The 20232-nt window shown below is 72.5% G+C and carries 19 protein-coding genes; 18 read left to right on the top strand and 1 reads right to left on the bottom strand.

Annotated features, from left to right (window positions below):
• Nucleotide 1: 1 nt before the first annotated feature.
• The 15 genes from V5D56_RS17925 to V5D56_RS17855 all read left to right on the top strand — a co-directional run bounded on the left by V5D56_RS17925 (nt 2) and on the right by V5D56_RS17855 (nt 13083).
• The gene (locus tag V5D56_RS17925; protein WP_435736625.1) at nt 2-520 is read left to right on the top strand and encodes a hypothetical protein; all 519 of its coding nucleotides are present in this window, start codon (nt 2-4) and stop codon (nt 518-520) included.
• A gap of 153 nt (nt 521-673) precedes the next feature.
• A complete protein-coding gene (gene atpB, locus V5D56_RS17920; RefSeq protein ID WP_435736624.1) occupies nt 674-1522 on the top strand; it encodes a F0F1 ATP synthase subunit A in 849 nt (282 codons plus the stop codon).
• A gap of 108 nt (nt 1523-1630) precedes the next feature.
• Nucleotides 1631-1864: an ATP synthase F0 subunit C gene (locus V5D56_RS17915; protein WP_141389322.1), complete on the top strand. Its 234-nt coding sequence runs from the start codon at nt 1631-1633 to the stop codon at nt 1862-1864.
• The gene (locus tag V5D56_RS17910; protein ID WP_435739071.1) at nt 1864-2469 is read left to right on the top strand and encodes a F0F1 ATP synthase subunit B; all 606 of its coding nucleotides are present in this window, start codon (nt 1864-1866) and stop codon (nt 2467-2469) included. The genes V5D56_RS17915 and V5D56_RS17910 overlap by 1 nt, the downstream gene beginning before the upstream one ends.
• Nucleotides 2469-3284, top strand: coding sequence for a F0F1 ATP synthase subunit delta (locus tag V5D56_RS17905; protein WP_435736623.1), 816 nt, complete (start codon nt 2469-2471; stop codon nt 3282-3284). The genes V5D56_RS17910 and V5D56_RS17905 overlap by 1 nt, the downstream gene beginning before the upstream one ends.
• A gap of 115 nt (nt 3285-3399) precedes the next feature.
• Entirely contained in the window at nt 3400-5031 is a 1632-nt protein-coding gene (atpA, locus tag V5D56_RS17900; protein WP_435736622.1) for a F0F1 ATP synthase subunit alpha, read from the top strand.
• A 2-nt stretch (nt 5032-5033) separates the two neighbouring features.
• Nucleotides 5034-5930 carry a F0F1 ATP synthase subunit gamma gene (locus tag V5D56_RS17895; RefSeq protein ID WP_435736621.1) on the top strand — a complete coding sequence of 299 codons (897 nt, stop codon included), beginning with the start codon at nt 5034-5036 and terminating at the stop codon, nt 5928-5930.
• A gap of 97 nt (nt 5931-6027) precedes the next feature.
• Nucleotides 6028-7509 (top strand): F0F1 ATP synthase subunit beta, encoded by a 1482-nt coding sequence (gene atpD, locus V5D56_RS17890; protein WP_435736620.1) that lies wholly within the window; start codon nt 6028-6030, stop codon nt 7507-7509.
• Between the two features lie 169 nt (nt 7510-7678).
• Nucleotides 7679-7951: a F0F1 ATP synthase subunit epsilon gene (locus V5D56_RS17885; RefSeq protein ID WP_435736619.1), complete on the top strand. Its 273-nt coding sequence runs from the start codon at nt 7679-7681 to the stop codon at nt 7949-7951.
• Nucleotides 7952-7970: 19 nt separating this feature from the next.
• Nucleotides 7971-8390 carry a DUF2550 domain-containing protein gene (locus tag V5D56_RS17880; RefSeq protein WP_435736618.1) on the top strand — a complete coding sequence of 140 codons (420 nt, stop codon included), beginning with the start codon at nt 7971-7973 and terminating at the stop codon, nt 8388-8390.
• A gap of 43 nt (nt 8391-8433) precedes the next feature.
• On the top strand, nt 8434-9129 hold the full coding sequence (gene nucS, locus V5D56_RS17875; RefSeq protein WP_435736617.1) for an endonuclease NucS: 696 nt from the start codon (nt 8434-8436) through the stop codon (nt 9127-9129).
• A 298-nt stretch (nt 9130-9427) separates the two neighbouring features.
• Entirely contained in the window at nt 9428-10141 is a 714-nt protein-coding gene (locus tag V5D56_RS17870; protein ID WP_435736616.1) for a TetR family transcriptional regulator, read from the top strand.
• 115 nt (nt 10142-10256) lie between these two features.
• Nucleotides 10257-11243, top strand: coding sequence for a YndJ family transporter (locus V5D56_RS17865; RefSeq protein WP_435736615.1), 987 nt, complete (start codon nt 10257-10259; stop codon nt 11241-11243).
• On the top strand, nt 11240-11761 hold the full coding sequence (locus V5D56_RS17860) for a DUF1990 family protein (RefSeq protein WP_435736614.1): 522 nt from the start codon (nt 11240-11242) through the stop codon (nt 11759-11761). The genes V5D56_RS17865 and V5D56_RS17860 overlap by 4 nt, the downstream gene beginning before the upstream one ends.
• A 47-nt stretch (nt 11762-11808) precedes the next feature.
• Nucleotides 11809-13083, top strand: a complete 1275-nt coding sequence (locus V5D56_RS17855; RefSeq protein ID WP_435736613.1) for an N-acetylglucosamine-6-phosphate deacetylase — start codon at nt 11809-11811, stop codon at nt 13081-13083.
• Between the two features lie 67 nt (nt 13084-13150).
• Here the strand turns inward: V5D56_RS17855 and V5D56_RS17850 are convergent, their stop codons facing one another.
• Entirely contained in the window at nt 13151-16186 is a 3036-nt protein-coding gene (locus tag V5D56_RS17850) for a glycoside hydrolase family 3 C-terminal domain-containing protein (protein WP_435736612.1), read from the bottom strand.
• Between the two features lie 349 nt (nt 16187-16535).
• On the opposite strand from V5D56_RS17850, the gene V5D56_RS17845 reads away from it, so the two are divergent.
• From V5D56_RS17845 to V5D56_RS17835, 3 genes are read left to right on the top strand one after another with little or no spacing between them, the layout of a single operon-like run.
• Nucleotides 16536-18128 (top strand): extracellular solute-binding protein, encoded by a 1593-nt coding sequence (locus V5D56_RS17845; RefSeq protein ID WP_435736611.1) that lies wholly within the window; start codon nt 16536-16538, stop codon nt 18126-18128.
• A 7-nt stretch (nt 18129-18135) separates the two neighbouring features.
• Complete coding sequence (locus tag V5D56_RS17840) at nt 18136-19194, top strand: ABC transporter permease (protein ID WP_435736610.1); 1059 nt, start codon at nt 18136-18138, stop codon at nt 19192-19194.
• A complete protein-coding gene (locus tag V5D56_RS17835; RefSeq protein ID WP_435736609.1) occupies nt 19191-20186 on the top strand; it encodes a carbohydrate ABC transporter permease in 996 nt (331 codons plus the stop codon). Before V5D56_RS17840 ends, V5D56_RS17835 begins: the two co-directional genes overlap by 4 nt.
• The last annotated feature ends 46 nt before the right edge of the window (nt 20187-20232 follow it).

The raw sequence follows: 20232 nt of genomic DNA, 5'->3' as shown, positions 1-20232 counted from the left end.
GATGTCCACGAACCTGCCCGAGCCCGCGCGCCGCGACGACGAGACCGCCCGCTCCACGCAGGAGCCCGACGCGCCGACGGGTGGCGCCGACGAGCAGACGATCGGGCCGCACGGCCAGGCCGTGCGCGCCGTCTTCCGCACCGCGCTGCGCGACGTCCTGGTGCTCCTCGGGGCGCTCACCGTGCTCGGCGTCGCGATCGGTGCGGTGGTCGCCGGCGTGCCGGGGGTGTGGGGCGCGCTGCTCGGCGTCGCCGTGGCCCTCGTCTTCTCGGCCACGACCGTCTGGACGATGCTGCGCACCGTCGACTCGTCGCCCACGACGACGGCGGCGGTCGTCATGGGGAGCTGGCTCGCCAAGATGGTCGTGCTGATCGCCGTGCTCGTCGTCCTGCGTGGCCAGGACTTCTACGACCGGTGGGTGTTCGCAGGCGTCCTGCTCGTCGGCGTGATCGGCTCCGCGGTGCTGGACTACCGAGCCGTGAACCGGGGCCGCATCCCGTACGTCGAGCCGCGCGCCTGACCGCCCGGGACGAGCCCGGCACGGTTGCCCGGGGCGCATGAGCAAAAAGTCACAAGCGCCCCAGGATCGGCGTGAGCACGCCGATCCATACGTTAGGCTAGCGGCGAATCCATGACGGCCAGGTCCGACGGCGTGCCCACGATCGCGTGGTGAGTGCCCGGACCACACGACCACTGGGAGTCCACCCTGTTCACGCTCGCGACCCCCGCGCTCCTTGCTGCTTCCGAGAGCGAAGGTGGCTTCCACGCGCCGTCCATCGCCGACTTCTTCCCGCCGGCGATCCTCTTCGAGGACACGATCTTCCAGATCGACCGCATCTGGATCATCCGCGTCGTAGCGACCGTCGTCCTGCTGACGATCTTCGTCATCGGGGCGCGTCGTGCGCGGCTCGTCCCCGGCCGGTTCCAGAACGCCCTCGAGATGCTCATCGACTTCGTGCGCGTCCAGATCGTCGAGGAGATCATGGGGAAGGAGAACGCGCGCCGGTTCGTCCCGATGATCGCGACGATCTTCTTCGCCGTCCTCGCGTTCAACATCACGAGCGTGATCCCCGGGCTCAACCTCGCGGGCTCGTCCCGCATCGGCCTCCCGATCATGCTCGCGCTGTGGGTGTTCGTCACCTACTGGGCGGTCGGCATCAAGAAGCACGGCCTCGGCGGCTACCTGAAGAACAACCTCTTCCCCCCGGGCATCCCGTGGCCGATCTACCTCATCGTCACGCCGATCGAGCTGCTGCAGATCCTCGTCATCCGGCCCGCGTCGCTGGCCATCCGGCTCGCGGCCAACATGATCGCCGGGCACATCATGCTCGTCCTGTGCTTCGCGGCGACGCAGTACTTCGTGTTCGAGGCCGTGCCCGCGATGAAGGCCTTCGGCGCGCTGACGCTCGTCGGCGGCTTCGCGATCACGCTCTTCGAGATCCTCGTGGCGTTCCTGCAGGCCTACATCTTCGCCCTCCTCGCCGCCGTGTACATCAACATGTCGCTCGAGGAGGAGCACTGACCCCCGCGGTCGTGCGCCGACTCCGCTCCACCAGACACACCATCAAGCGCAGTACCAACGCGACGCCCGGTCACCCGGTCGGGCGCCCAACGGAAGGAACGAGCAATCGTGGACGTCACCACTCTCGCTGAGGTCACCGGCAACATCGGCACCGTCGGTTACGGCCTCGCCGCGATCGGCCCGGGCATCGGTCTCGGCATCCTCATCGGCAAGACCATCGAGGGCATCGCCCGCCAGCCCGAGGTCGCCGGGCAGCTCCGCGCCACCATGTTCATCGGTGTCGCGTTCGTCGAGGTGCTCGCGCTGCTCGGTCTCGTCGCCGGCTTCCTCTTCACGGCGTGATGTCGGCGCTGGCGACCGCCGCGCTGAACGTCGCGGCGGAGACGGGCGAGGAGCCGCAGGGCATTGACCTGTTCCTCCCCGCCCCGTACGACATCCTCTGGTCGTCCGTCGTGCTCCTGGTCATCGCGGTCGTCTTCTACAAGGCGATCCTCCCGAAGTTCCAGGCCGTGCTCGACGAGCGCACCGCGAAGATCGAGGGTGGCCTCGCCAAGGCGGAGTCCGCCCAGGCGGAGGCCGCTGCAGCGCTGGCGGAGTACCACCAGCAGCTCCAGGAGGCGCGTGCCGAGGCCGCGAAGATCCGCGAGGAGGCGCGCGCCGAGGGCGGCGCCATCGTGGCCGACCTGCGGACCAAGGCGTCCGACGACGCCGCGCGCATCGTCGAGACGGCGCACCGTCAGATCGAGGCCGAGCGTCAGCAGGCCGCGATCTCGTTGCGCAACGACGTCGGCCTGCTCGCGACCGAGCTCGCGTCGAAGATCGTCGGCGAGTCCCTCGCCGACTCGGCGCGCCAGAGCCGTGTGGTCGACCGCTTCCTCGACGAGCTCGAGGCCGCGGGTCCCGCGGCGGCGAGCACCGTCGGCGGTCGGGCCGCAGAGGAGAACTGATGCGCGGTACCAGCGGAGAGTCCCTGAACCGGGCCCGGGAGCGGTTCGAGCCGGTCCTGCGGTCGGCCGGCGAGGACGGCCTCACCCTGGGTGAGCAGCTGTTCGCGGTCACCGCGGCGCTCGACGAGTCGGCGCCCCTGCGGCGCGGGCTCGCCGACCCGTCGCGGTCGGGCGACGACAAGGCCGCGCTCGTGTCGGCGGTCCTCGGTTCCGGCTTCGACGGCCGCGTCGTCGACCTCGTGGCGGGCGTCGTCCGGTCGCGCTGGTCGCACGAGCGCGACCTGGGTGATGCGATCGAGCGCCTCGGCCTCGACGCGGTGCTCGCGTCCGCCGAGTCGCGGGGCGCCCTCGAGAAGGTCGAGGACGAGCTCTTCCGTGTGTCGCGCTCGCTCGTCGGGCAGCGCGAGGCCCGCCAGGTGCTCTCCGACGCCGCGACCGACCCGGCTCGTCGCGCTGCCTTCGTGGCCTCGCTGCTCGACGGCAAGGTCGACCGCGTGACGGCGGCGCTCGCCCAGCACGCGACGCGCGCCCTGCGCGGGCGTCGGTTCGTGCCGACGCTCGGCTGGTTCGGCGAGATCGCGGCCGAGCGGCGTCAGCGCCTCGTGGCCTCCGTCACGTCGGCCGTCGTCCTCGACGCCACGCAGCTCGACCGTCTCGGCGCGCTGCTCGAGCGGGCCTACGGCCGCGCCGTGCAGCTCAACGTCACGGTCGACCCGGCGGTGCTCGGCGGGCTGCGCGTGCAGGTGGGTGCCGACGTCGTGGACTCCACCGTCCTGTCCCGTCTCGCCGACGCTCGTCGGCGACTCGTGAGCTGACGCCGCGAGCCGACGATCTCCCGACCGACGACCGACCGCCGGCCACCGGCCGCACAACCCACACACGTTCGACCGCACCCGAACCACGAGGCGCGGTTACGACAGGAGAAGAGCAATGGCTGAGCTGACGATCCGGCCGGAGGAGATCCGGGCCGCGCTGGACAGCTTCGTGAAGTCCTACGAGCCCGAGGGCGCCGTGTCCGAGGAGGTGGGCCGGGTCACCCTGGCCGCCGACGGCATCGCCAACGTCGAGGGTCTGCCCGGCGCGATGGCCAACGAGCTGCTGCGCTTCGAGGACGGGACCCTCGGTCTCGCCCTGAACCTCGACGTCCGCGAGATCGGTGTCGTCGTCCTCGGCGAGTTCACCGGCATCGAGGAGGGCCAGGAGGTCCGTCGCACGGGCGAGGTCCTGTCGGTGCCGGTCGGTGAGGGCTACCTGGGTCGCGTCGTCGACCCGCTCGGGAACCCGATCGACGGTCTCGGTGAGATCGCGACCGAGGGCCGCCGCGCGCTGGAGCTCCAGGCTCCCGGCGTCATGGACCGCAAGTCGGTCCACGAGCCGCTGCAGACCGGCCTCAAGGCGATCGACTCGATGATCCCGATCGGCCGCGGTCAGCGCCAGCTGATCATCGGCGACCGCCAGACCGGCAAGACGGCGATCGCGACCGACACGATCATCAACCAGAAGGCCAACTGGGAGTCGGGCGACCCCGAGAAGCAGGTCCGCTGCATCTACGTCGCGATCGGCCAGAAGGGCTCGACGATCGCTGCCGTGCGCGGCGCGCTCGAGGAGGCCGGAGCGCTCGAGTACACGACGATCGTCGCGGCTCCCGCGTCCGACCCCGCGGGCTTCAAGTACCTCGCGCCGTACACCGGCTCGGCCATCGGCCAGCACTGGATGTACCAGGGCAAGCACGTCCTCATCGTGTTCGACGACCTGTCGAAGCAGGCCGAGGCGTACCGCGCCGTGTCGCTCCTCCTGCGCCGCCCGCCGGGCCGCGAGGCGTACCCCGGTGACGTCTTCTACCTGCACTCCCGCCTGCTCGAGCGTTGCGCGAAGCTTTCGGACGAGCTCGGCGCGGGTTCGATGACGGGTCTGCCCGTCATCGAGACGAAGGCGAACGACGTCTCGGCGTACATCCCGACGAACGTCATCTCCATCACCGACGGGCAGATCTTCCTCCAGTCCGACCTGTTCAACGCCGACCAGCGCCCCGCCGTCGACGTCGGCATCTCGGTGTCCCGCGTCGGTGGTGCCGCGCAGGTCAAGGCGATGAAGCAGGTCTCGGGCACGCTCAAGCTCGAGCTCGCCCAGTACCGCTCGCTCGAGGCGTTCGCGATGTTCGCGTCCGACCTCGACGCGGCCTCGCGCGGCCAGCTCGCCCGTGGCGCGGTGCTCATGGAGCTGCTCAAGCAGGGCCAGTACTCGCCGTACCCGGTCGAGGAGCAGGTCGCGTCCATCTGGGCCGGCACCAAGGGCAAGCTGGACGACGTCCCCGTCGAGGACGTGCGTCGCTTCGAGTCCGAGATGCTCGACCACCTGCGTCGCAACACGGACGTGCTGTCCGTGATCGCCGACACCGGCAAGCTGGCCGAGGACACCGAGGCGCAGCTCGCCTCGGCGGTCGACGCCGTGCGCGCCGGGTTCCTCAAGGCCGACGGCACGCCGCTGGTCGGCGGTGCCGAGGACGAGGACGAGGGCGTGGACGTCGAGCAGGAGCAGATCGTCCGCCAGAAGAGGGCCTGAGCATGGCCGGATCCCAGCGCGTCTACAAGCAGCGGATCAAGTCGACGCAGTCGCTGAAGAAGATGTTCCGCGCGCAGGAGCTCATCGCGGCGTCGCGCATCGGCAAGGCCCGGGCGCGGACCGCGGCGTCGGTCCCGTACGCGCGCGCCATCACGCGCGCCGTGTCCGCGGTCGCCACGCACTCCTCGACGCAGCACCCGCTGACGAGCGAGCGCACCGACACGAACCGTGTCGCCGTGCTCGTCGTGGCGTCGGACCGCGGCATGGCCGGCTCCTACTCGGCGTCGATCCTGCGCGAGTCCGAGCGGCTCGTGGAGCGGCTGACGGCCGAGGGCAAGGACGTCGCGCTCTACGCGTCCGGGCGCCGGGCGATCTCGTACTACACGTTCCGCGGGCGCGAGCTCGCCGGGACGTGGTCGTACGGGTCGGACGCACCGGACGCCGACGTCGCGGCCGAGATCGCGGACTCGCTCCTCGGGGCGTTCCTCGCCCCGGCCGCCGAGGGCGGCGTGAGCGAGCTGCACATCGTGTACACGCAGTTCGTGAACATGGTGACGCAGCGCCCGCGCGTGGTGCGCATGCTGCCGCTCGAGGTCGTCGAGGGCGTCGCGCCCGCCGGCAAGCACGACGTGCTGCCGCTGTACGACTTCGAGCCGTCGCCCGAGGCCGTGCTCGACGCACTGCTCCCGCGCTACGTGCGCAGCCGGATCTTCAGCTGCCTCCTCGAGGCGGCGGCGTCCGAGCTGGCGGCCCGCCAGCGCGCGATGCACACGGCGACGGACAACGCGGAGGACCTCATCCGCACCTACACGCGTCTGGCGAACCAGGCGCGGCAGGCGGACATCACCCAGGAGATCAGCGAGATCGTCTCGGGTGCCGACGCGCTGGCGGCGTCATGACAGCGCGCACCGTCGCCCGAGGCGGCGACACCACTCCCCAGACCATCTCCATCGAGACCGCCGGACCCCGCTCCGGCACTGCGAAGCGAGGCCAGAAATGACCGCCACCACCGTGGAAGCACAGGTCGAGCACTCCGGCGGGCCCGGCGTCGGCCGTGTCGCCCGCGTGATCGGCCCCGTCGTGGACATCGAGTTCCCCGCGGACGCCATCCCCGACATCTACAACGCGCTGAAGGTCGACATCGACCTCTCGGGGCAGGGCGAGGACGAGAAGAGCTTCACGCTCATGCTCGAGGTCGCCCAGCACCTCGGCGACTCGCTCGTGCGCGCCATCGCGCTCAAGCCCACGGACGGCCTCGTCCGCGGCGCCCAGGTGACCGACACGGGCGCGCCGATCAGCGTCCCCGTCGGCGACGTCACCAAGGGCCGCGTGTTCAACGTGACCGGTGACATCCTCAACGCCGAGCCGGGCGAGACCATCGAGGTCACCGAGCGCTGGCCGATCCACCGCCGGCCCCCGGCGTTCGACCAGCTCGAGTCGAAGACCACGATGTTCGAGACGGGCATCAAGTCGATCGACCTCCTCACCCCGTACGTCCAGGGTGGCAAGATCGGGCTCTTCGGTGGTGCGGGCGTCGGCAAGACGGTCCTCATCCAGGAGATGATCCAGCGCGTCGCCCAGAACCACGGCGGTGTCTCGGTGTTCGCCGGCGTCGGCGAGCGCACGCGCGAGGGCAACGACCTCATCGTCGAGATGGAGGAGGCGGGCGTCTTCGACAAGACCGCTCTCGTCTTCGGCCAGATGGACGAGCCGCCGGGCACGCGTCTGCGCGTCGCCCTGTCGGCGCTGACGATGGCGGAGTACTTCCGCGACGTGAAGAAGCAGGACGTGCTCCTCTTCATCGACAACATCTTCCGCTTCACGCAGGCGGGCTCCGAGGTCTCGACGCTGCTCGGGCGCATGCCGTCCGCGGTGGGCTACCAGCCGAACCTCGCCGACGAGATGGGTCTGCTCCAGGAGCGCATCACCTCGACGCGTGGTCACTCGATCACGTCGCTCCAGGCGATCTACGTCCCGGCGGACGACTACACCGACCCCGCCCCGGCGACGACGTTCGCGCACCTCGACGCGACGACGGAGCTCTCCCGCGAGATCGCGTCGCGTGGTCTGTACCCCGCGATCGACCCGCTGGCCTCGACGTCGCGCATCCTCGACCCGCGCTACGTGGGCCAGGAGCACTACGACGTCGCGACGCGCGTGAAGTCGATCCTGCAGCGCAACAAGGAGCTCCAGGACATCATCGCGATCCTCGGTGTGGACGAGCTCTCGGAGGAGGACAAGACGGTCGTCGCGCGTGCGCGCCGCATCCAGCAGTTCCTCTCCCAGAACACGTACATGGCGGAGAAGTTCACGGGTGTCGTCGGCTCGACGGTCCCGCTGAGCGAGACCATCGAGGCGTTCAAGAAGATCGCGGACGGCGAGTTCGACCACATCGCCGAGCAGGCGTTCTTCAACATCGGCGGTCTCGAGGATCTCGAGCGCAACTGGGCCCGTATCCAGAAGGAGTACGGCGCCTGACCTGACGTCCGTCGCGGGGCCGGGCCGCTCGGCCCGACCCCGCGGCAGCGTCATCGCGCGGTCCGTCCACGGACCGCGGGGAACGTCGACGGACGTCGTCCCGGCCACGGAGCGCCGGGACGGCGTCCGGACCCGATCCGGACCGAGTGCCGGGCATGGAGGAGTTGCAGTGGCAGAGCTGAACGTCGATCTCGTGTCGGCAGACCGCAAGATCTGGTCGGGCACCGCGCAGCAGGTGAGCGCACCCGCAGCGGACGGCGAGATCGGCATCCTCGCGGACCACTCGCCGCTGCTCTCGGTCCTGCGCGAGGGCCAGGTCCGGATCAAGGGTGGCCAGGGGAGTGCTCCCGTCGAGGTCCACGTCACCGGTGGGTTCATCTCGGTGGACTCGAACCACGTGACGATCGTCGCGGACTCCGTCGAGTCCGTCTCGAACCGCTGACCACCGGGACCGCCCGACCATGACGCTCCCCGCCTGGATCGCCCTCGGACTGCTTCTCGCGGTCCTGATGGTGGCCGGGCTGGGAGCGTTCCGTCTGCGCGCGCTCTCGCACCGCGTCGGCTCGTTCGAGTGCGGCGCCCGCCCGGCGGGCGGGGACGGGTCGTGGACCCTCGGGATCGCGCACTACGGCGTCGGTCGCATCGACTGGTGGCGCTCCTGGTCGCTCTCGCTGCGCCCCGCCCGGACGTGGTCGCGTCACGACCTGCTCATCACCGGCCGCGAGCCCTTGACGACCGTCGAGTCCCGCCCCGACACGTACCTCGTGCGCTGTCGCTACCAGGGCCAGGACTTCGAGCTGTCGATGTCCCGTGGTGCGTACGAAGGCCTCGCCTCCTGGCTCGAGGCCGCCCCGCCGGGCCGGCGCGACGTCGTCGTCTGACCTCGCCCACGCTCGACCCCCACCCCGGAGGACCCGCCGCCCCATGCGCCTCGTCGTCGCCCGCTGCTCCGCCCGCTACACGGGCCGGCTGTCGGCCCACCTGCCCCTCGCGACGCGCGTGCTCCTCGTCAAGGCCGACGGGAGCGTGCTCCTGCACTCCGACGGCGGTTCGTACAAGCCGCTGAACTGGATGAGCCCGCCGTGCTCGCTCGCCACGAGCGAGCCCAGCGACGAGGCGCGCGAGCGCGGCGTCAGCGAGGTCTGGGCCGTCCAGCACGCCAAGAGCGACGACCGGCTCGAGATCGAGCTCTACGAGGTCCTGCACGACAGCCGGCACGAGCTCGGCGTGGACCCCGGACTCGTCAAGGACGGCGTCGAGGCCCACCTCCAGGAGATGCTCGCGGCGCAGATCGAGCTCCTCGGCGGCGGACACACCCTCGTGCGTCGCGAGTACCCGACGGCGATCGGGCCCGTCGACATCCTCGCCAAGGACTCCACGGGGGCGACGGTCGCGGTCGAGATCAAGCGGCGTGGTGACATCGACGGCGTCGAACAGCTCACGCGCTACCTCGAGCTGCTCAACCGCGACCCGTTGCTCGCACCGGTGCGCGGGGTGTTCGCGGCGCAGGAGATCAAGCCCCAGGCCCGGGTCCTGGCGACGGACCGGGGTATCGGGTGCCTCGTCCTCGACTACGACGCGATGCGGGGCGTCGACGACGTGGACTCGCGCCTCTTCTGAGCCGTGGTCCGGTTCGCGGCGGGGTCGCGGTGGCCGTGGTCGTGGTGGTGGTCGGGTGGGCGGACGGGACGGGTCCCGGCGGGTCTACCATCCGGACCCTCGTTCCTCGGGTCCTCCCACCAGACCCGCCACGACCCGCCGGAACCCGTCCCGTCCGCCCTCGTCGGTGGTCGCCTTCGTCGCTGGTCGCCTTCGTCGCTCGGCGGCTCGTGTCTTGCGTCTCGATCTTCGCGGTGGGGGAGGCTCTTGCCGTCTGGTAGGTTTTGAACATGTTCAGAATGATGGCTGGGGCGCGGCGATGAGCGGGTCGACGGCCAAGTCGGAGCGGACGCGGGCGCACGTGCGCGAGGTGGCGATCCGCATGCTGCGCGACGTCGGGTACGAGCGCACGACGATGCGGGCGATCGCTGTCGAGGCCGGGGTGAGCACGGGGAACGCGTACTACCACTTCCCGTCGAAGGACGCGCTCGTCCAGGAGCTCTACCTGGACGTGCAGCGGGAGCACGCGGCCCTCGCCGCTCCTGTCCTGGCGGCCGGCGGCACTCTCGCCGAGCGGCTGCGCGGCGTCTGGGGTGCGTCGGTCGACGCGTTCGCGCCGTTCCACGCCTTCGGCGCGGAGTTCGTGTCCGTGGCGATCCGGCCCGGTTCCGACGCGAGCCCGTTCTCGGGCGCGTCGACAGCGGCCCGCGAGCAGTCGCGCGAGCTGTTCGAGGCCGTCGTGGCCGGGGCCGAGCCGGCAGTCCCGGCGCGGCTGCGGGCCGATCTGCCGGAGCTGCTGTGGCTCGCCCAGCTGGGCGTCACGCTGTTCTGGGTCCACGACACCTCGCCGGGCTTCGCCCGCACGCGCCGGCTCGTGGCCGGGGGATCGGGGCTCGTCGGGAACGTCGTCCGGCTCGCCCGGCTCCCGGTCGCGCGCGGGGTGGTCGACGACGCGCTGCGCCTCGTGCGGTCGGTCCACCCCGGCGTCGCGGGGCCTGGCATGGGCGCCCGCGAGACGGCGGTGCAGGCATGAGTGCTGGCAGCACGGGTGGTGCAGGCATGAGCGGTGGCGGCACGGGTCGTGCAGGCACGAGCGCCGGCGGCACGGGTCGTGCAGGCACGAGCGCCGGCGGCACTGTGGTGACGGCATGAGCGCGGGTGGTGCGCTGGTCGTGACGGCGCTCGTCGTGGTGGGCATGGTCGTGGTGCTCCCGCTGGGGCTGCGGTTGCTCGGCGCGCCGACGGTGCCCGCGCCGCGCAGCGTCGCGTGGCCGCTGGCCGGTCTGGCGGGCGCGGTGAGCCTCGCGCTGCCGCGCGGCCCCGCGGCGGTGGTGCTCGCCTCGGCGTTCGCCGCGGCGACCGCCGTGCTGCTCGTGGCCGCCGTCCGCGTCGCGGTCGCCGCGGTGCGTCGGCCTGCCCGGTCACGCCGGTGGGCGGGTCTCGGTGCGGACTGTGCCACCGCCGTCGCGCTCGCGACGCCGGCCGTCGGGGCGAGCGCGCTCGTCGCGGAGCGGGCGGGCTGGGGGCTGCTCGGCTTCTCGGGGACCTACCTCGCGCTGACCGTCCCGCACATGCTCTACGCGGGCTTCGGCGCGGCGCTCGTGGCGGGGACGGTCGCGCACCTCGCGCCCGACGACGCCGGCGCCGTCGTCGGCGCGTGGGGCGTCCCGGTCGGCACGCTCCTCGTCCTCGTCGGCTACTTCGTCGGTGACGCCGCCGAGCTCGTCGGCGCGCTCGTGCTCACCGCCGCGCTCTGGGCCACCGCCTTCGCGACCGTGCGGTCGCTCGCGGCGGTGCCCGCCCCCGCCGCGTCCCCGGCCGGCACCGCAGCGCCCGGTCCCGCCCCGGACCCGACGGGCCGCTCGGGGTGGGGCGGACCGCACCGCGCGCCTCGGGCGCTCGTCGGGGGCGGCGCCGTCGTCGTCGCGCTGTCGATGCTGCTCGCCGTGTGGTGGGCCGCGGGCGAGGCGCTCGACCTTCCGCACCCGAGCCTCGACGTCATGGCGGCGACGCACGGCGTCGCGAACGCGCTGGGGTTCGTGCTGTGCAGCCTGCTCGGGCTGCGCCTGCTCGTCCGCGACCGCGCGACGGACCATCCCGCCCCCGACGGGGCAGACACCCGGAGGACACGATGAGTTTCACCTACCCCGAGGTCGGGGCGACGCGCACGGGGGACCGCCCCGCGGGCTACCGGTACCTCACGGTGCGCCGACGGCTGTCGCGCCGCGCGCACCCGCCGCAGGACCTCGCGTGGCTCGGGGAGCAGCTCCTCGCGTGGCAGGTCCACGCGGCGGCGCACGTCCGGGTCGAGACCGACGCTCCCGTGGCGGCTCCCGGTGGTCGGGTGACCACGCTGCTCGGCGTCGGACCCCTCGTGCTGCGCGAGTGCTGCGAGGTCGTGTGGGTCGAGCGCGGCGAGGACCGTGTCGCGTTCGGCTACGGGACGCTCCCCGGTCACGCGTTCGTCGGGGAGGAGCTCTTCGCCGTGGAGCGCGACGACGCGGGGGACCTGTGGTGGCGCGTCGAGGTGTTCAGCAGGCCCGTGCTGTGGTGGTTGCGCCCTATCTCCTGGGCGATCCCGACGTTCCAGCGCCTGTTCGCGGGCCACCTCGGACGCGGTGCCGCCCGGCTCCTGCGGTCTCGCGGCGCCTGACCGACGAGTTTGTGCGCCGGGTGTACGAAGTGCGCCACAATGGCGGCATGGCTCACGAGCACCCCGCGCAGCGTCCGGACGAGCGCCCCGTCCCGATCCTCCTCAGCGGTCGGGTCGTCACCCCGGACGGGGTCCTCGACGACGGCGTCGTGGTCGTGGCGGGCGAGCGCATCGCCTGGGTCGGCGCGCGTGCGGACGCCGCGGCGGCGGGGTTCGCGGGGGACACGAGCCCGGTCGCCGGTGCCACGGTCCTGCCCGGCCTCGTCGACCTGCACGACCACGGCGGCGGGGGGGCCAGCTTTCCCGACGCCACCAGCGCCGACGAGGCGCGCGTCGCCGCGCGCGAGCACCTGCGCCACGGCACGACGACCCTCGTCGCGTCGCTCGTCACCGCGCCCCGCGACGTGCTGCTGGCACGGGTCGCGACACTCGCGGAGCTCGCGGACGCGGGTGAGATCGCCGGGATCCACCTCGAAGGGCCGTTCCTGTCCGTGGTGCGCTGCGGCGCGCAGAACCCGCACGACATGCTCGACGGCGACCCCGGCCTCGTCCGCGCGCTCGCGGCCGCCGCGCGGGGCCACCTGCGGACGATGACGGTCGCCCCCGAGGTGCCGGGCGTCGACGGGCCGGGCGGGGTGATCGAGACGCTCGTCGAGGTGGGCGCCGTGCCGTCGATCGGGCACACGGACGCGAGCACCGAGCAGACCGACGCGGCGATAGCCAGAGCCCGCTCGGCGTTCGCCGCGGCCGGACGCCCGACCGCGCGCCTCACCGCGACGCACCTCTTCAACGGCATGCGCCCGCTCCACCACCGTGAGCCGGGCCCGATCGCCGCGTGCCTCGCTGCCGCGGCTCGAGGGGAGATGGTCGTCGAGCTCGTCGCGGACGGCACGCACCTCGCGCCCGGGACGACCCGCAGCGTCGTCGACCTCGTCGGCGCGGGCGTCGACGACGGGACGGTGACCGGTCCGGACGCCGTCGCGCTCGTCACCGACGCCATGGCCGCCGCCGGGATGGCCGACGGCGCCTACGAGCTCGGGCCGATGCGCGTCACCGTCGGGGGCGGCGTCGCACGCCTGACCGACGGCGGCGCGATCGCGGGCGGGACCTTCCACCTGCTCGACGTGGTGCGCGAGACGGTGGCGTCGGGCGTGCCCCTCGTCGACGCCGTGCGAGCGGCGTCCTGGACGCCCGCGCACGTGCTCGGGCGCGACGACGTCGGCGGGCTCGTCGCCGGCCGATGCGCCGACGTCGTCGTGACGGACGCCGACCTGCGCGTCCGGCGCGTCCTGCGCGGCGGGGCGGACGTCACAGACGCCTGACCGGCGTGCCGGGAGGGACGTGCGTCCCTCCCGGCACGTCGCGCCTGACGGCTCCCGCCCGTCCGGGTCAGGCGTCCGACCCGGTGCCCGGGAAGCGGACCGCCCCGAGCCGCACGCCTGCGGGCACCACGACGCGCACGTCGTAGGTCCCGGCCAGCGCGTCGGACCGCGCGTCCGTCCGGACGTCGATGCTGCCCGGGACCTCGTGCCACCGGTGGCGCACCGGGGTGTCGCCGTCGTCCCCGGCGACCCGGCCCGGATCGACCGCCGTGAGCGGGACCCACGCCTCGTCGGTGCCCGACGCCCGCACCTCGACCTGTACCGGACGTGCCGCACCGGGACCGGTCCGGGCGACGTCGAGCACGACCGCCCCGACCCCGGTGAGGTCCACCCGGTCGAACGCGACCCACCCCGCGTGCCGTCCTGGCGCCACGTCGACGGCCCAGCCCGCCTCGGCGGTCCTCTCGGCGGTGACGACACCCTCGTAGGCGCTGAACGCGTGCGCCGGGAGGCGCAGGCCCGGGCCGCGACGGGGAGCGGGGTCGGCGCCGTCGACCCGCAGCGTCGCGCGGACGGGGAGCTCGGCGCTCGACGGGCCCGCCGCGAGGACGTAGTCGGCCGCCTGCACGCGGAACGCCCCGACGTGCAGGTCGGGGTCGGCGTCGGCGAGCAGGCCGGCGAGCCCTTCGTCGGCCGGGGTCGCCGTCACGTCCCACACCGCGAGGCGCGCGAGGTCGACGGCGAGCGCGACCTCCCGGCGCTCGCCGGCGTCGAGGCGCACGCGCGCGTGCGCGACGAGCACGCGCCGGGGCGCCGGCACCGGCAGGCCTGCGGGGGCGAGGGCGTAGAGCTGGACCAGCTCCTCCGCGGGGCGGTCGCCGTCGTTGTGCACGACGACGCGCGCCACCACCCGCCCGGCGTCCGGCACCGTGCGCGCCGACCAGCCGGCGGGGGCGTCGACGCGGTCGCGGTCGAGCGCGACCGCCGCGTACGTGACGTGCGAGTAGGTCAGACCGTGCCCGAACGCGAACGCCGGCTCGCCGTCCGCGTACCGGTATGTCATCCCCGCGCCCTGGACGTCGTACTCGAGCAGGGGACCGGGCTGGTCCGCGTCGGCCGGCCACGACTGCGCGAGGCGACCCGACGGCTCGGCGTCGCCGCTCAGCACGTCGACCAGCCCGGGGCCGAGCTCCTGGCCGCCGTGCGAGGACCAGACGACCGCGGCGGCGTCCTGCGTCGCAGGACCGAGCACGTACGGGTAGCTCGAGACGACGACGAGCACGGCACGTTCGCTGACGTCCCGCGCCGCGCGCCACACCTCCTCGGCCGCCGACGGCAGCGCGAGGTGCGGGCGGTCCTCGGTCTCGCGGCCCGCCAGGTGCGGGTCGTTGCCCACGACGACGAGCACGGTGTCCGCGCCGTGCGCCGCCTGCGCGACCGCCTCGTGGCCGGCGCGCACCGTGCGCCAGACGAAGCGCTCCGCCCCGTGCGGCCCGGACGCCTCCGCGACGAGCAGGCCCGAGCCGTGCTGCACGCGCAGCCACCGGCCGGAGGCGACGTGCTGGAGCGACCACGTGCCGTCGTCGTGCAGGTGGCGCCGGAAGCTCTCCTGGACGACCCAGCCGCCCACGCGCTCGGCGTCGGCCGACACGATCCACGACGCCCCGCTGAGCAGCCGGCCGGTCGCCACCGAGCGCAGCGTGAGCACGCCGTCGCCCCAGTCCGTGACGTCGAGGTGGGCGCCCGGGCCCGCGGTCCCGGAGCTCGCGGTGACGACGGCCGGGTCGTCGCCGACCTCGAGGTAGGCGCCCGTGGTGGTCGAGCGCAGCGCGACGCGGTCGGCGCCGTCCGCGACGACGACCTCCGCGTCGGGGTAGCGGGCGGCGACGGCCGCGGCGACCGACGTCGTGTACGGCGGGGTCCCGGAGTACCAGTCGTGCAGGACGCGGTCGGCGAGCGGGCCGACGACCGCGACCCGCGCCGGAGCCGCCGGGAGCGGCAGCGCGGGCACGCCGGACCCCGCGGGGTCGTTGCGCAGCACGACGACGGACCGCGCGACGGCCTCGCGCGCGAGCGCCCGGTGGGCGGGCACGTCGATCGCGTCGGCGCCGATCGCCGACCAGGGGTCGTCCGCGACGTCGAGCTCGCCCGTGCGCAGGCGCAGCTCCAGGACGCGCAGCGCCGCACGGTCGACGTCGTCCGGCGTGATCAGCCCCTGTTCGAGCGCGACGCGCAGGCGCTCGAGCGTGAGGTGCGGGTCCGCGTCGTTGTCCGTGAAGGAGTCCACGCCGGCGCGCAGCGACGCGGCGTGCGAGGCGACGTGGTCCGGGAAGTACCGTTCCCCGACGACGAGGTTCGTGGGTGCGGCGGCGTCGGAGACCACGGCGATCGAGCCGTCGGTCCACGAGCGCAGCTCGTCGAGGAGCCCGCGCGCGACGTGGTTGGGCCGCCCGTTCGTGAGGTTGTAGCCGGGCATGACCGCGCCGGCCGTGCCGTCGGCGAGCGGGCCGCGGAACGCCGGCAGCTCCCACTCGTGCAGGAGGCGCAGCGGGACGTGCGAGCTCGTCACGGCGCGGTCGGTCTCGCTGGAGTAGGCGAGGAAGTGCTTGAGGGTCGGGACCGTCCGCCACACGCGCGGGTGGTCCCCGCGCAGGCCGCGCGCGTAGGCGCTCGCGAGCCAGGCCGTCACGTGCGGGTCCTCGGAGAAGCCCTCCTCGTTGCGGCCCCAGCGCGGGTGCCGCAGGGGGTTGACGACGGGGGCCCACACGTTGAGGCTCACGGTCGGGTCGGCCGCGTGCTTGGCGCGCACCTCGGTGCCGACGGCCTCGCCGACCCGGCGTAGCAGCTCGGTGTCCCACGTGGCCGCGAGGCCGACCGGCTGGGGGAAGACCGTCGCCGTGCCCAGCCAGGACACGCCGTGCAGGCCTTCGGTGCCGGTGCGGAACGGGGCGAGCCCGAGGCGGTCGACGGCCGGTGCGTGCTGGTGCAGCAGGGCGAGCCGCTCGCCGGGGGTGAGGCGTTCGAGGAGGTCTGCCGCCCGCACCGGGACGGGCAGCTCCTCGCGCAGGTACGGGGGTACGTCGGTGATCGCCTCGGGCGGCACGGCATCGTCCTTCCTGGCAGCGGGTTCACGTCGAAAAACCGTTCGAAACGGTTCGACGCCGCGTCGCGACCGTGCGACGCATCCGGCCCATGGTGCCACAGGTGCGGACGCTGGAAGCGGGAGTGGTATCGAGACCGGACGGTGACCTGGCGAGTCTTGCACTGGGCCGAGGCAGCCCGTACTCTCCGTTGAAGCGCTTCGACATCACCGAGCATGTCGAGGCGGCCCGGGGGCCCGGGCACCGGAGGGCGGCAGAGCGGCAGCCCTCCCGAGGTCACGAAGGAGTGCGACGTCGATGAGGGCATTCAGGCACGGAAACGGCCGGCGCTGGAGCGCCGTCTTCGCTGCTGTGGGAGCGATCTCACTCACGGCAGCGTGCAGCGGCGGAGGCGGTGGCGGCAACGTCGCCGACCCCGACCAGCAGGTGGGCAACGACGCCGCGCTCCCGAACCACGTCCCGGTCGAGTACGTCGAGCCGGACTTCCCGAGCGTCGAGGGCTCGACGGCCGGCTTCGAGACGGTGCCCGAGGAGTTCGTGCAGGTCTTCGACTCCCCGCCCGGCTCCGGTGGCTCGTACACCGTGATGACGCCGCTGTGGGGGACCATCCCGCCGACCGAGGGCAACGAGTACTTCGACGCGGTCAACGAGGCGATCGGCACCGACCTCACGTTCCAGATCTCCGACGGCAACACCTACGGGGACAAGCTCGCCGCCGTCCTGGCCTCGCCGAAGGACGTCGCGGACTGGGTCACCATCCCGTCGTGGAACGTCCCGCCGCGCTTCGGCCAGGCGGTCGACACGATCTTCACCGACCTCACCCCGTACCTCGCGGGCGACAAGGTCGAGGACTACCCGAACCTCGCCAACATCCCCACCGACGCCTGGCGCGCGTGCATGTGGAACGGCAAGCTCTACGGCCTGCCGCTGCCGGGCGAGCTCGTCAACGACGCGACGTTCTACCGGGCAGACCTCCTGCCCGAGGGCACGGAGCTCCCGACGAACGCCGACGAGGCGCTCGAGTTCGTCTCGTCGCTCACCGACGCCGACGCGCGGCAGTGGGGCAGCAACGACCTGTGGATCCTCGCGACGCAGATGTTCTCCGTCGTGCCGAAGTGGACGCAGGACGAGGAGGGCAACCTCGTGCACCGCGTCGAGACGCAGGAGTACCGCGACGCCCTCGAGTGGATCTCCACGCTCTACGCGTCCGGTGCGGTGCACCCGGACGCGGTCGCCGAGTCCGGCGACGGCAAGGAGCGGTTCGAGTCCGGCCAGGTCCTCGTGACCTCGGACGGCGTGGGCGCGTGGCACGAGGCGCTCGGCCGCAACCTGCCGTCGAACCCCGAGTTCTCCCAGCAGCCCCTCCCGCTCATCGCGGCCGACGGCGGCGAGCCGAAGATCTTCAAGGGCGGCGCCGCGAGCATGTGCTCGTACCTCAAGAAGACCGACACCGAGGGCGCGATCGAGGAGCTCCTCTCCGCGGCCGACTTCCTCGCCTCGCCCTTCGGCACCGCCGAGTACCAGCTCGTCAACTACGGCGTCGAGGACGTGCACTACACGCTCGACGAGAACCGTCTCCCCGTCGCCACCGAGCTCGCGGCGACCGAGGTCCAGCCGTCGTACATCTTCCTCGTCGGCCCGCCCATGGTGAACGCGAAGGTCCAGTACCCGGGCTTCGTCGAGGACTTCACCACCTGGATGGCCGACGCCGCGCCGTACGTCGACGAGCCGCTCTTCTACGGCATGCAGATCACCGAGCCGGCGCAGTACGCGTCGCTGGGCCAGCCGTTCGAGGACCTGGAGAAGGACATCGCCCGCGGGCGCAAGTCGCTCGACGACCTCGACGCTGCCGTCGAGACCTGGCGGACCTCGGGCGGTGAGGAGCTGCGCGCGTACTACCAGGAGATCCTCGACGGCGGGTCGGCCGAGACCGACGGCGAGTGAGCCCGTTGTGAGCACCAAGATCTCCGACGTCACCGACGCGCCCGGCGCGGACGCGGCGACGACGGACCCCTCCGGCCCGGCGGCGACGCCGGGCCGGAGGGCCCGCACGGCACGGCCGGCCCGACCGGGCCGACCGGACACTGCCGGGCAGCGTCGTCTGTCGTGGCGGGCGCGGCTGCGCCGCGACCGGTCCCTGCTCCTCATGACGCTGCCGGGCGTGCTCCTGCTCGTCGTGTTCGCCTACGTCCCGATGCTCGGGAACGTCATCGCGTGGCAGGACTACTCGCCCTACGTCGGCATCCTCGACTCGCCGTTCGTCGGCTGGTGGAACTTCGAGCGGGTCTTCACGAACCCGCTGTTCCTCGAGGCGGTGGGCAACACGCTCGCCATCACGGCCTTCCAGCTCGTCTTCTACTTCCCGATCCCCATCGCGCTCGCGCTCCTGCTCAACAGCGTCGTCACGCCCGCGATCCGGACGACGATCCAGTCGATCGTCTACCTGCCCCACTTCTTCTCGTGGGTGCTCGTCGTGACGATCTTCCAGCAGATCTTCGGCGGTGCCGGGCTCCTGAACCGGGTGCTCGCCGAGCACGGGTACGCCGGGTTCGACCTCATGACGAACCCGGACACCTTCCTCGTCCTCATCACCATGCAGTCGGTGTGGAAGGACGCGGGCTGGGGGATCATCATCTTCCTCGCCGCCCTGAGCACGGTCGACCCGGCGCTCCACGAGGCGGCGGCGATGGACGGTGCGGGCCGGATGCGCCGCACGTGGCACATCACGCTGCCCGCGCTGCGGCCGACGATCATCCTGCTGCTCATCCTGCGCCTGGGTGACGCGCTCACGGTCGGGTTCGAGCAGCTCATCCTGCAGCGGGCCGCGGTCGGCGCCGAGGTGTCCGAGGTCATCGACACGTTCGTCTACTACCAGGGCGTCGTGAACGGCGACTGGGCCTTCGCCGCGGCAGCGGGTCTCGTCAAGGGTCTCGTCTCGCTCGCGCTCGTCCTCGGCGCGAACAAGCTCGCGCACGTCTTCGGTGAGGCAGGGGTGTACAAGAAGTCATGAGCATCACCAACGACACGGGGCAAGGGCCCCTGAGCCACCCGGACGCGGTGCCGTTCCCGGCACCGCCGGCGTCGGGCCGCCGTCGTCAGCGGCGCTCGCCGCACCGCGCGGCGTGGGAGGGCACGCCGAGCCCGCTCGGCCAGGCCGGCAAGGGGCTGGCTCTCCTCCTCATCGTGCTGGTCGTCCTCTTCCCCCTCTACACGGTCGTCCTCACGTCGTTCTCGACGCAGGCCGACATCAACCGGTCGGGCGGGATGGTCGTCGTCCCCGGCGACTTCACGACGGCGGCCTACCAGCAGATCCTCTCCGGCGGCATCGTGACGCGGGCGGCGATGGTCTCGATCGTCGTCACGACGATCGGCACGGTGCTCTCCACGGTCGTGTCGGTCCTCGCGGCGTACGGGCTCTCGAGGCCGTCGAGCCTGGGGCACCGGACGATCCTGTTCGTCTTCCTCATCACGATGTTCTTCGGCGCCGGCATGATCCCGACGTACCTGCTCGTGAGCAACCTGGGCCTCATCGACAGCCTGTGGGCGCTCATCCTCCCGGGGGCGGTCTCGGCGTTCAACGTCCTCATCCTGCGCAACTTCTTCATGAACATCGACGCGTCCATCACGGACGCGGCCCGGATCGACGGGGCGGGGGACTGGCGGATCATGGGGCAGATCGTCGCCCCGATGTCGAAGGCGGCGATCGCCGTCGTCGCGCTGTTCTACGGGGTGGGCTACTTCAACGCGTTCTTCAACGCGATGCTCTACATCAACGACAACGCGAAGTGGCCGCTGCAGCTCGTCCTGCGCTCGTACGTCCTGCAGGGCGTCACGCTCCCGGGCAGCGGCACGGGTCAGGTCGACGTCGCGACGGGCGCCGTCACGGGCCTGCCGGTGAAGATGGCGATCATGGTGCTCGCCGTCGTGCCGATCCTCCTGGTCTACCCGTTCGTGCAGCGCCACTTCACGAAGGGCGTGATCTTCGGCGCCATCAAGGGCTGAGCGTGGACCGACAGGCCGACCGGACGGCGCACACCCTGCGCCCTCC

This window comes from Cellulosimicrobium sp. PMB13 (assembly GCF_051294865.1).
Lineage (GTDB): Bacteria > Actinomycetota > Actinomycetes > Actinomycetales > Cellulomonadaceae > Cellulosimicrobium.
Note: the sequence above shows the minus strand (reverse complement) of the source record. Positions and strands in the feature narration are given on the sequence as shown.